This window comes from Streptomyces sp. NPDC001100, assembly GCF_053598575.1.
This window is the reverse complement of record NZ_JBSFKO010000002.1, coordinates 136,868-151,199: the sequence shown is the minus strand read 5'-3', so window position 1 is coordinate 151,199 and position 14,332 is coordinate 136,868. Positions and strand designations below refer to the sequence as shown.

Here is a 14,332-nt window from a genome sequence, read left to right as displayed (position 1 = left end):
TGACCCCGGGCGGCAACCGCTGTCCGGGGTTTCGTCGTCTCAACGGTTCCGGGCGTCACAGTGGACGTGGTGTGCCCCACACATCGTGGGTAAGCGGAACGGGACACACCAGTCGTAGCGTTGGATTCTTAAGAACTGTTTAACGGGGCGCTCGGGTTTTTGGTGATTCGGCAACGATGGAGAAGCGTGTGATGACGGACAGTAAGCGGCGCAGGAGTCTTGTGGCCGCGTCCGCACTGCTCGGCGGTGTGCTCGTGCTCACGGCGTGTTCCGGCAGCGACGACAAGTCCTCCGGCAGCGACTCGAGCCAGAGCTCACAGTCGAAGGCCGACGAGGCGGCGGCGAAGAAGTCGTCCGAGGCCCAGATCAAGATCACACCGGCGGACGGTTCGGACAACGCCTCCATCAACAACTCGGCCACGGTGAAGGTCAGCAAGGGCACGCTCACGGCCGTGACGATGACCACCGCGGACGGCAAGGCCGTCGCGGGCACCATCTCCGCCGACAAGCTCAGCTGGAAGCCCAGCGCCCAGCTGGAGCGCTCCACCACCTACAAGGTCGCCGCGACCGCCAAGGACTCCGCAGGCCTCGCCGCCCACGAGAACGCCTCCTTCACCACGGTCTCCCCGGCCAACAGCTTCATAGGGAACTTCACTCCCGAGGACGGTTCCACGGTCGGCGTCGGCATGCCGGTCTCGATCAACTTCAACAAGGCGATCACCAACAAGGCCGCCGTCCAGAAGGGCATCACGGTCACCTCCACCAGCGGTCAGGAAGTCGTCTGCCACTGGTTCAACACCCAGCGCATGGACTGCCGCCCCGAGGACTACTGGAAGGAGAACTCCACCGTCACGCTGAAGCTCGCGCTCGACGGCGTCGAGGGCGCCTCCGGGGTCTACGGCGTGCAGCAGAAGACGGTCACCTTCCACATCGGCCGCAACCAGGTCTCCTACGTGGACGCGAAGTCGAAGCAGATGAAGGTGGAGCAGGACGGCAAGGTCGTCAAGACCATCCCGATCTCGGCCGGTTCCCCCGAACACACCACGTACAACGGCCAGATGGTGATGTCCGAGAAGTTCGTCCAGACCCGGATGAACGGCGCGACGGTCGGCTTCACCGACGACGACGGCAAGGGCGAGTACGACATCAAGGACGTCCCCCACGCCATCCGCCTCACCAGCTCCGGCACGTTCATCCACGGCAACTACTGGGGCTCGCCGTCCGTCTTCGGCAGCGTCAACACCAGCCACGGCTGCGTGGGCCTCCAGGACGTGAAGGGCGCCGGCGACAAGAACATGCCGGCGGCGTGGTTCTACAACAACTCGATCGTGGGTGACGTCGTCGTCATCTCCAAGACCGGCGACAAGACGGTGGCCCCCGACAACGGCCTCAACGGCTGGAACATGGACTGGGCGCAGTGGAAGGCGGGGTCGGCGGTCTGATCTGACCCGGCCTGCCAACTCCGGTTCGCTTGAAGGCGGTTGCCCCCTTGGGTGGGGGTGACCGCTTTTTCGCTGTCGGTCTCAAGTGGTCCAGGGCGCAGGTCGCTTGACGGTAATTTCCGTCATGTGACACGGCTCCGGGTGCAAAATCTCCGCCTCCCTACGCCAGGTCGTCCTCGACTCCGTCATGTCGTAGGCGTACGTAGTGACTTGGCCGGCCGCGTTCTTGCGGATCACCTGGCCCCTCGCGCCCAGCAGCCGCAGATACGGCCACTCCCGGTCGCCTTCACCCCTCGCGATCGCGAACCGGGCCGGCGCCGCTTCGTTCGAAAAAGCGTAGATCCACCGGATACCGCCGAAATCGCCGGCCAGGGGTGCGTCGTCCTCGTCCGTGGGGACCAGCACCGCCGTGCGACGGAACTCGCCCAGCAGTACGGCGAATTCGTGCCGCACGCGAGCGGCGACGTCGCTGCTCGGCGGGTCGGGGGCGGCGGTCTCCGTAGACGGCGGTGGTGACCCGCTCAGCTCCGCGTAGTCCGCCAGCGGGGACCGTCGTATGTCCCCGGCCTCTCCGTTGTTTCCCCCGCGGCCAGCCATGCCGGAAATCAGCACATCAGCACATCGCGTGCCGCGACGCGTACACGCCCGAGCCGTCCGGAAGGCTGCGCAAAAGCCGTGCGCGGCGCCATCCCGCACCCTCATTGACAGCCCTGCGCCTGCTCATTCTTTGCCCACGGACAGCCTTCTCATCGTTCTCTTATGTCGGCCTTATGGCATCATCACGCGCTGTACCTAGCTTGCGGGCCATGTTCTTCACCTACCTGAGGCGCGAGTTGCGCCGCCGCAGAAAAGCGGCCCTCGTCGTCGCCTCCGGCCTCGCACTGGGCATTGCGCTGGTCATCGTGGTCAACTCCGTGTCCTCCGGCATGGGGAAGGCACAGGACAAGGTCCTCCAGTCGCTGTACGGACTCGGTACGGACATGACCGTCACCAAGGCGGCCACGGCCAGCTCGAGCAGCTCGCAGCAGCCGCGGTTCCAGTTCGACGCCAACAACAACGACGACAGCAAGACGCAGAGCAGTGACCGCGTCATGGTCCAGGGCTTCACGACCCTGGCCTCCACCACCGTCACCAAGGTCGCGGGACAGAAGGGGGTGTCCGACGCCGTCGGCGGGCTCAGCCTCAACGTCGTCAAGGTGGACGGCCAGTTCACCCGCGGTCAGTTCCAGCAGAACCAGGGCAGCGGCACAGGCGGTGGCAACCGGCAGGGCGGCGGCACCGGCGCACCGCAGGGTGAAGTCACCGGTGGTGGCGCCAACTTCAACATCAACGCGTACACGGTGTACGGCACGGACGTCACCAAGCCCGCGCTCGGCCCGCTGACCTCCTCGAAGATCACCAGTGGCCGTACCTTCACCACCGCCGAGACCAACGCGAAGGTCGTCGTCGCCGACTCGGCGTACGCCAAGGAGAAGAAGCTCAAGGTCGGGTCCACGGTCACGATCAAGAGCGTCAAGTACAAGGTCATCGGGATCGCCACCGCCACCAGCGGGGACGCCGCGGCCAACCTGTACATCCCGCTGACGCAGGCGCAGACCCTGAGCGGTGACAAGAACAAGGTCACCACGATCTACGTCAAGGCGACCGACTCCAAGCAGATCTCGGCCGTCAAGAAGACCATCACCAGCAATGTCTCGGGTACGACGGTCACCACCTCCGCCGACCTGGCGGACACCGTCTCCGGGTCCCTGTCCACCGCCTCCTCCCTCGCCACCAGCGTCGGCAAGTGGCTGTCGATCGCGGTGCTGATCGCCGCGTTCCTGGTCGCCGGTCTGCTCACCTCCTCGGCGGTCTCCCGCCGGGTGCGCGAGTTCGGCACGCTGAAGGCGCTCGGCTGGAAGTCCGGCCGGGTGACCCGGCAGGTGGTCGGCGAGGCCGTCGTCAACGGTCTGGTCGGTGGCGTCCTCGGTATCGCGCTCGGCCTGGCGGGCGCGTACGTCGTGACCGCGATCAGCCCCACCCTGTCGGCCTCCCTCGGCAACTCGGCCGGCGGTGGCGCCCGGGCGGGCGGCCCCGGCGGTGGCGGCGGCTTCGGCGGCCCCGGCCGGCAGGCCGCGGCCAAGACGCTCGACGTCGCGCTCACCGCGCCCGTCAACGCCACCACCATCGGCCTCGCGGTCGGCCTCGCCGTGGCAGGCGGCCTGATCGCCGGAGCCTTCGGCGGCTGGCGCGCGTCGCGACTCCGTCCCGCGGACGCGCTGCGGCGCGTCGAGTAGCGGTAACCGCAGCGCCCCTTCAGGGGCGCGGGGAACTGCGCGCCCAGCCACGACGCAGCCGCCGACGAACGACGACGCAATGGGGCCCGTCCCACCGACGGGCCCCAACCCCCTTTACCTCCCCAGGAGTTGGACCATGTACGAACTCAGAGGCGTCACCAAGCTCTACTCACGAGGCAAGGAGACCGTCCACGCCCTCGACGGCATCGACCTCACCATCGGCGACGGCGACCGCCTGGTCATCCAGGGGCCGACCGGCGGCGGCAAGTCGACGCTCCTCCAGATGATCGGCGCCCTCGACCGCCCCACCGCCGGTGAAATCGTCCTGGACGGCGTCGACTTGGCGAAGCTGTCCGAGGCCAAGCTCACCAAGGTGCGCAGCGAGAACATCGGCTTCGTGTTCCAGTCCTTCAACCTGATCCCGACGCTCACCGCGCAGGAGAACGTCGAGACCGCCCTCGTGCCGCTGGGCGTGAAGGCGAAGGAGCGGCGCCAGCGGGCCGCCGACGCGCTGGTCTCGGTCGGGCTCGGCGAGCGCCTCGGTCACCTCCCCGGCGAGATGTCCGGCGGCCAGCAGCAGCGTGTCGCCATCGCCCGCGCGCTCGTCAAGCAGCCCAAGGTGCTGCTGGCCGACGAGCCGACCGGCAACCTCGACGAGTCGATGCGCGACGAGATCATGGACGTACTGGAGCGCATGTGGAAGGAGCACGGGCTGACCTTCATCATGGTCACCCACGACTCCGCCATCGCGAAGAAGGCGCCGCGTCTGGCCACCATCCGCAAGGGCAGGATCACGGTGAAGGAGAACGCGGCGTCCAAGTAACTCCGGTGCTGTGCAAGGAAGTTCGGCGGGAGGATGCTCTTTAGCGGAGTTCTGGCGGGCTGAACCCGACGACTGGGTAACGGAGTTCGCCCGGGCTCGTAACATTCTCCGGCTGCGCTTCTCACCCTCCTCTCATCCCTTGAGCGGTTGATCACCCCTCGGCATACTGCGTGTTCCGGGGGGTGTACGCGCAGGTGTGCGAACCGTCCCCCGGTCGGGCGAATGGGGAAATTCGCCCGCTACCTGAGCTCCAGGGGGAGTCTTGCGCAGACAAGTGAAGAGAGCGTGCGCGGCCGGTGTCGCCACGGCCGCCGCCGTCGCCCTCGCCGCCGGCATGACCAGCCCGGCGGCGGCGAAGTCCGAACAGAGCGGGCGGAGTTCGACCGGCTCCGCGCTGCGTACGGCCGGTGCCGAGCGGGCTCGGCTGGCCGGCGAGCACCACCTGACCCTGATCACCGGCGACCGCGTCACCGTCGACGCTAAGGGCCGGGTCGTGGGCCTGGAGCCGGCGAAGGGCCGTCAGCACATACCGGTTCAGGTGCGGAAGGTCGCCGGGCACACGCTCGTCGTCCCCGCCGACGCCGCCCGCCTGGTCGCGAGCGGCAAGCTCGACCAGCGGCTCTTCGACATCACCGAACTCGACAAGTCCGCCGAGCGCGCCTCCCAGAAGGCCGGCCTGAAGGTCATCGTCGGCTACCAGGGCGCCGCGACCGCCACCCGGGCCGACGTCCGCGACGCGGGCACGCTGCGCCGGTCCCTGAAGACCCTGAACGCCGATGCCGTCCAGACCCCGCAGCAGGACACCCCCGAGCTGTGGGACGCCGTCACCAACGGCGACCGTACGGCCTCCGGGATCGCGCACGTCTGGCTCGACGGCGTCCGCCGGGCCAGCCTCGACAAGTCCGTGCCGCAGATCGGCGCCCCCAAGGCGTGGGCGGCCGGCTACACCGGCAAGGGCGTCAAGATCGCCGTACTGGACACCGGAGTCGACAGCGACCACCCGGACCTGAAGACGCAGGTGATCGAGGCCAAGAACTTCTCCACCTCCGCCGACACCAAGGACCGCGTCGGACACGGCACGCATGTCGCGTCCATCGCGGCGGGCACCGGCGCGAAGTCGCACGGCAAGTACAAGGGTGTCGCGCCCGGCGCGAAGATCCTCAGCGGCAAGGTCCTCGACGACAGCGGCTCCGGCGACGACTCCGGCATTCTCGCCGGCATGGAGTGGGCGGCCCAACAGGGCGCCGACATCGTCAACCTGAGCCTCGGCGGTCAAGACACCCCGGGCATCGACCCGTTGGAGGCGGAGGTCAACAAGCTCTCCGCCGAGAAGGGCATCCTGTTCGCCATCGCGGCGGGCAACGAGGGCCCGGAGTCCATCGGTTCGCCCGGCAGCGCCGACGCGGCCATCACCGTCGGCGCCGTCGACGGCAACGACAAGCTCGCCGACTTCTCCTCCACCGGCCCGCGCCTCGGCGACGGCGCCATCAAGCCGGACGTCACCGCGCCCGGCGTCGACATCACGGCCGCGGCAGCCCCCGGCAGCCTCATCGACCAGGAGGTCGGCGAGAACCCGCCCGGCTACCTGACCATTTCGGGTACGTCGATGGCGACCCCGCACGTCGCCGGCGCCGCCGCCCTCCTCAAGCAGGAGCACCCCACCTGGGGCTACGCCGAGCTGAAGGGCGCCCTGACCGGCTCTGCGAAGGGCGGCAACTACACGCCGTTCCAGCAGGGTTCGGGCCGGATCGCCGTCGACAAGGCCATCAAGCAGAACGTGATCGCCGACCCGGTCTCCGAGAGCTTCGGCATCCAGCAGTGGCCGCACACCGACGACACCCCGGTCACCAAGCAGCTCACCTACCGCAACCTCGGCACCACGGCCGTCACCCTCAGCCTCACGGCGGCGGCCACCGACCCCAAGGGCCACACCGCCCCCGCGGGCTTCTTCAAGCTGGGCGCCACGAAGGTGACCGTCCCGGCCGGCGGCAAGGCCTCGGTCGGCCTGACCGTCAACACCAAGCTCGGCGGCACGCTCGACGGCGCCTACTCCGCGTATGTGACGGCGACGGGCGGCGGACAGAGCGTCCGTACGGCCGCGGCCGTGGTGCGCGAGGTGCAGTCGTACGACCTGACGCTGAAGTTCGTCAACCGTGACGGCACCCCGGCCACCTACTACAGCGCCTCGGTGGCGGGCATCTCCGGCCTCGGCAACGGCGAGTTCTTCAGCCCCTACGACGCCTCGGGCACCGTCAAGGTCCGTGTCCCCAAGGGCGGTTACGTCCTCGACACCGGAATCTTCGTGGACCCTGAGGACGCCTCCAAGGGTGCCGACTGGCTCGCCCGGCCCAAGCTGGACATCAGCAAGGACACCACGGTGACCCTCGACGCGCGTACGACCAAGCCGGTCGACATCACGGTGCCCGACACCGGCGCCAAGTCGGTCTTCGCGTCGCCGGGTTACATGGTCGAGACGGACGACGGGGGCGCGGCCTTCGGCTGGTTCCTGGAGACGTACGCCAACTTCCGTACCGCGCACCTCGGTCCGCAGATCACCGACGGTTCGCTGACCGAGCAGTGGGACGCCCACTTCGTCAAGGGCGCCGACGAGCAGTACGACACCGCGACCGCGGCCAAGGTCAAGCAGCTCGCCACCGGCTACACCAAGCACTACAAGGCGACCGAACTCGCCACGGTGAAGGTCCACATGGGGGCCGCGGCGAGCGGCAAGACCGGCATGGTGTCCGCGTTCGGCTATCTGCCCGACGGCGTCGGCGGCTCCGCCACCGGCGTCCCGCAGACGCTGCCCGGCACCCGCACCCTGCACGTCTCCACCATCAACGGGGCGGAGTGGGGGCTGGAGTTCGAGCAGGACGGCGGGCTCGACGCGGACGGCTTCCCGATCCCGGAGGCCTACTACACCGTGGACGGCATACAGGCCTTCAAGGCCGGCCGGACCTACTCGAAGACCTTCAACACGGCGGTCTTCGGCCCGCACCTCACCGCCGACTACGGAGTGTTCCGCAGCGGCAACGAGATCTCCGGGCTGATACCGCTGTTCGCCGACTCCCAGGGCAACCCGGGCTCGTCGACGTTCACCTCGGTCAACACGACCCTGTACCGCAACGGCACCAAGGTCGGCTCCAACAAGGACCCGTTGTTCGGCGAGGCCTCGTTCAAGGTCCCGGCCGCCAACGCCGCCTACAAGCTGACCACTTCGGTCATCCGCAGCGTCAAGGTCGCCGCCGCCTCCACCCGGATCGACGCGAGCTGGACGTTCTCCTCGAAGAAGCCGTCCGGCTCCACCGTCGCCCAACTCCCGGTCTCCACGGCCCGTTTCCACGCGGTCACCGGCCTGGACAGCCGCGTCGAGACCGGCAAGAAGGTGACCTTCCCGGTCACCGTCGAGGGCGCGGCAGCCGGCCGCAACCTCAAGTCGCTCGGCGTGTGGGTGTCGTACGACTACGGCCAGACCTGGAAGAAGCTCACCGTCGTCAACGGCAAGATCACGGTGACCAACCCGGCGAAGGGCAAGGCCATCTCCTTCCACGCGAAGATCGCCGACAAGAAGGGCAACAAGTCGACGATCTCGATCTACAACGCCTACTACGCGAAGTAGGTCCCCGAATCACCTGAGTCGAGGCGGACGGCCCGCCGGAAGCACACCTTCCGGCGGGCCGTCCGTGTTTCCCTGGCCCCATGACCGCCGCCGTCACCGCCATGATCACCGCCGTAGTCGGTGTGCTCGGTACGCTCTTCGCGCCCGTTCTCAGTCAGCGTCTCACCGCCCGGCAGCGGGCCGAGGACGCCCGAGTCGCCGAGCGCAGGCGGCTGTTCGAGGAGCGGCGGGACGCCTACACGGCGATGAACCGTTCCTCGCGCCAGTTCCACACCCTCCTCAAGGACGCCCTGCACCGCATCCGCGACGGCGTCTACACCGAACCGGAACGCGACCAGCTGGAAGAGGCGCGCCGCGAATACCGGGACCGCTACGCCGAGGCGCAGATGGTCGTGCCCGAGCGCGTCCTGGACGCGTCGCGTGCGGTGAACGAGGTCCTCGCGGACGTCGACGCCGCCGTCAAGCGGCTGGACCGGGGGCTGGCCCAGGACGGCGAGAGCGCCGAGCAGACCCTGCTCGACCTGAAGGAGGCCGAGCCCCGGCTGACCGCGATGCGGCGGCTGATGCGGGCCGACCTCGGTGTCACGGAGTGAGACCCGGACGGTCGGCCGACGCGGCGCCCGCCCGGGTCGCGTCCGTGCCCCAACTGGCCAGCAGGCGAAGGGCGTCGGCGGACGGGGAGCCGGGCTCCGCGTGATAGGTGATCAGTGCCTGCTCGGTGCCGTCCGACAGCTGGAAACCCTCGAAGTGCAGGGTGAGGTCACCGACCAGGGGGTGGAGCAGGCGCTTCACGCCGTAGGTCTTCTCCTTGACGTCGTGGGTCGCCCACAGCCGCCTGAACTCCTCGCTCTTCACGGAGAGTTCGCCCACCAGCGCGGACAGCCGAGGGTCGTCCGGATGGCAGCCCGCGTCCATCCGCAGCATGCTGACGATGTCCGCCGCCTTCTGCTCCCACTCCACGAACAGATCCCGGTACTCGGGCCGCAGGAACACCAGCCGCGCCCAGTTCCGCTCCTGCGGCGGCAGCTCGGACCAGTCGCCGAAGACGGCCGCGGCCATCCGGTTCCACACCAGGATGTCCGTGCGGCGGCCCGTGATGTACGCCGGAACGGTGTCGATCGTGTCGAGCAGCTGCCGCAGCGGCACCCGCACGTGCTGGGCCGGGGCCGAGGACTTCTTCTTGTGCTGCTTCGGCTTCGCCAGGTGGGTGAGGTGCGAGGACTCCGCGTCCGTCAGGCGCAGCGCGCGGGCGATCGCGTCCAGGACCTCCGCCGACACGTTCCGCCCGTTGCCCTGTTCCAGGCGCGTGTAGTACGCCACCGACACCCCGGCCAGCTGCGCCAGCTCCTCGCGCCGCAGCCCGGGCACCCTGCGGTGCCGCCCGAAGTCCGGCAGCCCGACGTCCTCCGGCTTCAGCCGGGCCCGCCGCGTGCGCAGGAACTCGCTGAGCTCGGCACGCCGGTCCAGCGGCCGGCCGGGGTCCAGGGGCTCGGTGGCGGATTCGGGCTGTTCGTCCATACGCTCCAGTATTCCCGGTCGTACGTCCATGAGCCTGACCTCGCTGGTGGTAGGCACAGCGGACGTACGCAGAAGCGTGGCCTGGGTAGCCTCCGGATGTTCGGGCAGGCTGTTCAGCGTGCCCGGCCGGAAGGCAGCCGGGCGCACATCCCCCCTTAGGAGTGTTCCGGCATGACCACAGTCGCCGCTTACGCAGCCCCCGCCTCCAAGGCTCCCCTGGAGCGCACCACGATCGAGCGCCGGGCGGTCCGCGAGTTCGACGTCCTGATCGACATCAAGTTCGCCGGTATCTGCCACTCGGACATCCACCAGGCCCGCGAGGGCTGGGGCGAGGCGATCTTCCCGATGGTGCCCGGCCACGAGATCGCCGGCATCGTCTCCGAGGTCGGCCCGGGTGTCACCAAGTTCCGGGTCGGCGACCGGGTCGGCGTCGGCTGCATGGTCGACTCCTGCCGCGAGTGCGACAACTGCAAGGCCGGCCTGGAGCAGTACTGCACCGGCGGCAACGTCGGCACGTACAACGCGCTCGACAAGGACGGCGAGCCCACCTACGGCGGTTACGCCGAGAAGATCGTCGTCGACGAGAACTTCGTCGTCGGCATCCCCGAGGGCATCTCCCTCGACGTGGCCGCCCCGCTGCTCTGCGCCGGCATCACCACCTACTCGCCGCTGAAGCACTGGAACGCCGGCCCCGGCAAGAAGGTCGCGATCGTCGGCATGGGCGGCCTCGGCCACATGGGCGTCAAGATCGCGCACGCGCTCGGCGCGGAGGTCACCGTCCTCTCGCAGACCCTGAGCAAGAAGGAGGACGGCCTCAAGCTCGGCGCCGACCACTACTACGCGACCAGCGACCCCAAGACCTTCGAGGAACTGCGCGGCAGCCTCGACCTGATCATCTCCACCGTGTCGGCGCCGCTCGACCTCGGCGCGTACCTCTCACTGCTGAAGACGGACGGCGCGCTGGTCAACGTGGGCGCCCCCGAGGAGCCCGTCTCCCTCAACCTGTTCTCCGTGATCGGCGGCCGCAAGACCCTCGCCGGTTCCGGCATCGGCGGCATCCGGGAGACCCAGGAGATGCTGGACTTCTGCGCGGAGCACGGCTTCGGCGCCGAGATCGAGCTGATCTCCGCGGACCAGATCAACGAGGCGTACGAGCGGGTGCTGTCGAGTGACGTCCGCTACCGCTTCGTGATCGACACCGCCACGATCTGACTGCGTCGCTTCTAGCTGGGGGGTGGGGTGCGGTGCGTTGTCGGGTGCGGGTGCGGGTGCGTGGGGGGCTGGTCGCGCCCACGCGGCGGAGCCGCAAATCGATACAGCCCCGCACCCCTAAAGACGCAGGGCGACCGGTGTTTTCAGGGGCGCGGGGAACTGCGCGACCAGCCCCCACCGGCCCGCACCCGACAATGCACCTCAGCCCCCTACCCTGTTCCGCCCCAACAGCCACAACAGATACGGCCCCCCGACCAACGACGTGAGCGCCCCCACCGGAACCTCCAGCGGAGGCAGCACCGTCCGCGCAGCGAGATCCGCCGCCACCACAATCACCGCACCCGTCAACGCCGAACACAGCAACGGCAGTTGAGGCGTACGCGTGAGCCGCCGGGCCAACTGCGGCGCGGTCAGCGCGACAAACCCGATCGGCCCCGCCGCCCCCGTCGCCGTCGCCGCCAGCACCACCCCGAGCACGGTCAGCGCGAGCCGCGTCCGGTCCACCCGCACCCCGAGCGCGGCAGCGGTGTCGGCGTCGAGCCCGAGCGGCCGCACGGCCCGGCTCGCCCACACCAGCGCGGGCAGACACACCAGCAGGACGACGGCCAGCGGCCCCGCCTGCTCCCAGCCGCGCCCGTTGAGCGAGCCGGTCAGCCACAGCTTGACCTGCTCGGCGGCCGCCAGCTCGCTGTCGGCGAGATACAGCTGCACGACGGCCGACAGCGCGACCCCGATACCGACTCCCGTCAGCACGAACCGACTCGGCTGCATCCCGTGCCGCCACGCCAGCACGTACACGAGCGCGGCGGCGGCGAGCCCGCCCGCCACGGAGACGACGGGCATCGCACCCGGAGAGGCGACAAGACCGGTGGACAGCGCGAGCACGGTCGCGGCGGCGGCACCGTGCCCGACCCCGATCACATCCGGGCTGGCCAGCGGATTCCGCGTGACGGTCTGCACCAGCGCGCCCGCGAGCCCCAGCGCCACCCCGACCAGCGCCCCCAGCACGATCCGCGGCACCCGCAACTCGTTGACGACAAGGTCGTAGGGCCCCGAACCGGTACGCAGCGTGTGCCACACCTCGGCGGGCGAGATGTAGGTCTGCCCGAGACAGGCCGCCGCGCCCGTCGCAACGGCCAGCAGCAGTACGAGACTTACGGCCACGACGGCCGAACGGCGGTGCAGGAGCAGGGAGATGGTGGGGCGCGGGCGCAGGACGGTGACGCCGGTGGTGCTCACAGGGCGGTTCCCCGGCGCCGTACCAGCACTACCAGCACCGGCACCCCCACCAACGCCGTCATCACCCCGGCCGGCACCTCCGCCGGCGCGCGCACCACCCGGCCCGCCGCGTCCGCCGCGACCAGCAGCGCCGCACCGAGCAGCGCGGACAGCGGAAGCAGACTGCGATGACCGCCCGAGGTGAGCCGGCGGGCCAGATGCGGGACGGCGAGCCCGACGAAGGCGATCGGCCCGGCGGCGGCCACCGCCGACGCCACCAGCAGGGTCGCCCCCAGCGCCCCACACACCCGGACGACCCCCACCCGGTGCCCCAGCGCCCGCGCCGTCTCGTCCCCGAGCGCCAGCGCGTCCAGCCCGCGCGCACAGGCCAGCACCAGCACCGCGCCCGCCGCCAGGAACGGCAGCATCCGTACGACGGTGTCGGCGTCCCGCCCGCTCAGCGAGCCGACCTGCCAGAACCGGAACTGGTCCAGGGTCGCGGAGCTGGAGGTCAACACGACGGTCGTACCGCCGGCGGTCATCGCGGACAACGCCGTACCGGCGAGGGCGAGTTTCACCGGGGACGCCCCACCGCGTCCGCGCGCGGCGATGCCGTAGACCAGACAGGCGGCGAGGACGGCACCGGCGAAGGCGTACCAGACGTAGCCCTCGAAGCCGCTCGCGAGGCCGGTCGCGATGGCGAGGACGACACCGGCCGCCGCGCCCTGGCTGAGGCCGAGGATGCCCGGGTCGGCGAGCGGGTTGCGAGTGACGGCCTGGAGTGCGGCACCCGCGACGCCGAGCGCCGCGCCCGCCGTCAGTCCGATCTCGGTACGGGGCAGCCGCAGCGACCGTACGACGAGCGCGTCGGGTGAACTCCCGCCGTACAGAAGGGCGTTGAGCACCGCGGCCGGGGGGATCTGGCGGGTGCCGACGGCGAGGCTGAGCAGCACGGCGGCGGCCACCGCGAGGGTGACCGCCGGCCAGGCGAGGCGCTTGAGGCTCATGACCTTGTGGAACTCACTACTTGCTGATGTCCTCGGCGAGTTGGAGGACGACGAGGCGGGCGGCGGTGGGGCCCGCGTTGAGGTACCAGGGGTCGTCGTCGACCTTCACCGCGTGCCCGGCCTTGACGGCCCTCATCGACTTCCACAGCGGCCCGGCAAGGACGCTCGCCGCGTCGGTCCTGCCGGCGTCCCCCTGCACCGAGTAGAAGATCCAGTCACCGTCGGCCGAGTCGATGCTCTCAGCGCCGATGTCCTGCGAAATCGCCTTGAACTGCTGCGACTTGGGCCGGTCCAGCCCCATGTCGACGGCGATCGAACCGGTGAAGGACGAGACGCCGAACATCCGGGTCCGGCCGGGCGTGAACCGCAGCATCGACACGGAGGTCTTCGACAGCGCCTCCCCCTTCTCGTGCGCGTCCTCGACGATCCCGTCGAGCAGCTGCTGCGCCTGCTGCCCCTTGCCGATCGCGTCGCCGACGAGCAGCAGGTCGCGCTTCCAGTTGATGCCGTTGCCCGCCGTGACGACGGTCGGCGCGATCTTCGACAGCTTGGGGTAGAGGTCGCCGAGCGAGTCGTTGGCGAGGATCAGGTCGGGCTTGGCGGCGGCGAGCGTCTCCAGGTTGGGCGCCTGGCGGGTGCCCGCGTCCGTCATCGCGGCCAGCTTCGACTTGTCGGCCGGGAACGCGTCCGCGAGGTAGTCGGGGACGAGCCCGGCGTTGTCGGCGCGGGTGGTGGCGGTCGGGACGGTGCCCAGGGAGAGCAGGTCGTCGAGCTGCCCGGTGCTCAGCACGGCGATCCTCGTGGGCTTCGCCTTGATCGTCGTCTTTCCCTCGAAGTGGGTGACGGTCCGGGGGAAGGTCCCGTCGGTGTCGGTGTCCGCGCCCATGCCGGTCGCGAGGGCGCTCGGCGCGGCGGACGGCCCCTCCGAGGCGCCGATCACCTTGTTCTGCGAGCCCTCGGTCGTCTTCTCGGCATCGTTGTCGGATGAGGAGGAGGACGAGCACCCGGCCAGCAACCCCCCGACGACGGTCACGGCGGCCACCGCCGTGACAGCCTTCGTCTTGAACGCAAGCACTCTCACTGTCACTCCGACTCTCCGCTGAAAACTGGCCAGGTAAGGCTTACCTTAACTTGCCGTCGGAGTGGGTCGGCCAGGGGGCTCAGTGGGTGAGAAACGACCCGCCGACGCCAAAGGACCGCACGAGCACGTCACCGTC

At 69.6% G+C, this 14,332-nt stretch carries 11 protein-coding genes; 6 read left to right on the top strand and 5 right to left on the bottom strand.

Annotated elements, in window-relative coordinates; translation table 11 throughout:
* The first annotated feature begins 191 nt into the window (after positions 1–191).
* Entirely contained in the window at positions 192–1,442 is a 1,251-nt protein-coding gene (locus ACWDEW_RS02935) for a L,D-transpeptidase (protein WP_450508992.1), read from the top strand.
* An 81-nt stretch (positions 1,443–1,523) separates the two neighbouring features.
* Here the strand turns inward: ACWDEW_RS02935 and ACWDEW_RS02930 are convergent, their stop codons facing one another.
* Positions 1,524–2,039, bottom strand: a complete 516-nt coding sequence (locus ACWDEW_RS02930; RefSeq protein ID WP_450508990.1) for a hypothetical protein — start codon at positions 2,037–2,039, stop codon at positions 1,524–1,526.
* A gap of 209 nt (positions 2,040–2,248) precedes the next feature.
* Here ACWDEW_RS02930 and ACWDEW_RS02925 point away from each other — a divergent pair, with 209 nt between their 5' ends.
* From ACWDEW_RS02925 to ACWDEW_RS02910, 4 genes are all read left to right on the top strand, one after another.
* Positions 2,249–3,718 (top strand): ABC transporter permease, encoded by a 1,470-nt coding sequence (locus ACWDEW_RS02925; protein ID WP_450508989.1) that lies wholly within the window; start codon positions 2,249–2,251, stop codon positions 3,716–3,718.
* Positions 3,719–3,854: 136 nt separating this feature from the next.
* Entirely contained in the window at positions 3,855–4,541 is a 687-nt protein-coding gene (locus ACWDEW_RS02920) for an ABC transporter ATP-binding protein (protein WP_450508987.1), read from the top strand.
* Between the two features lie 274 nt (positions 4,542–4,815).
* Positions 4,816–8,160, top strand: a complete 3,345-nt coding sequence (locus ACWDEW_RS02915) for a S8 family peptidase (protein ID WP_450508985.1) — start codon at positions 4,816–4,818, stop codon at positions 8,158–8,160.
* A gap of 80 nt (positions 8,161–8,240) precedes the next feature.
* Complete coding sequence (locus ACWDEW_RS02910; protein WP_450508983.1) at positions 8,241–8,753, top strand: hypothetical protein; 513 nt, start codon at positions 8,241–8,243, stop codon at positions 8,751–8,753.
* On the opposite strand, the gene ACWDEW_RS02905 is transcribed toward ACWDEW_RS02910, so the two are convergent.
* Positions 8,743–9,678 (bottom strand): helix-turn-helix domain-containing protein, encoded by a 936-nt coding sequence (locus ACWDEW_RS02905; RefSeq protein WP_450508981.1) that lies wholly within the window; start codon positions 9,676–9,678, stop codon positions 8,743–8,745. The two genes, ACWDEW_RS02910 and ACWDEW_RS02905, sit on opposite strands and share 11 nt — an antisense overlap.
* 171 nt (positions 9,679–9,849) lie before the next feature.
* Between ACWDEW_RS02905 and ACWDEW_RS02900 the strand changes: the two genes are divergently transcribed.
* Positions 9,850–10,890, top strand: coding sequence for an NAD(P)-dependent alcohol dehydrogenase (locus ACWDEW_RS02900; RefSeq protein ID WP_450508979.1), 1,041 nt, complete (start codon positions 9,850–9,852; stop codon positions 10,888–10,890).
* Between the two features lie 201 nt (positions 10,891–11,091).
* Here ACWDEW_RS02900 and ACWDEW_RS02895 read toward each other — a convergent pair whose 3' ends face one another.
* Genes ACWDEW_RS02895 through ACWDEW_RS02885 form a run of 3 tightly spaced genes read right to left on the bottom strand, consistent with a single transcriptional unit; the run spans position 11,092 to position 14,202 of the window.
* The gene (locus tag ACWDEW_RS02895; protein WP_450508977.1) at positions 11,092–12,129 is read right to left on the bottom strand and encodes a FecCD family ABC transporter permease; all 1,038 of its coding nucleotides are present in this window, start codon (positions 12,127–12,129) and stop codon (positions 11,092–11,094) included.
* A complete protein-coding gene (locus ACWDEW_RS02890; protein WP_450508975.1) occupies positions 12,126–13,115 on the bottom strand; it encodes a FecCD family ABC transporter permease in 990 nt (329 codons plus the stop codon). The genes ACWDEW_RS02895 and ACWDEW_RS02890 overlap by 4 nt, the downstream gene beginning before the upstream one ends.
* A 16-nt stretch (positions 13,116–13,131) precedes the next feature.
* The gene (locus tag ACWDEW_RS02885; RefSeq protein ID WP_450508973.1) at positions 13,132–14,202 is read right to left on the bottom strand and encodes an ABC transporter substrate-binding protein; all 1,071 of its coding nucleotides are present in this window, start codon (positions 14,200–14,202) and stop codon (positions 13,132–13,134) included.
* Positions 14,203–14,332: the final 130 nt, after the last annotated feature.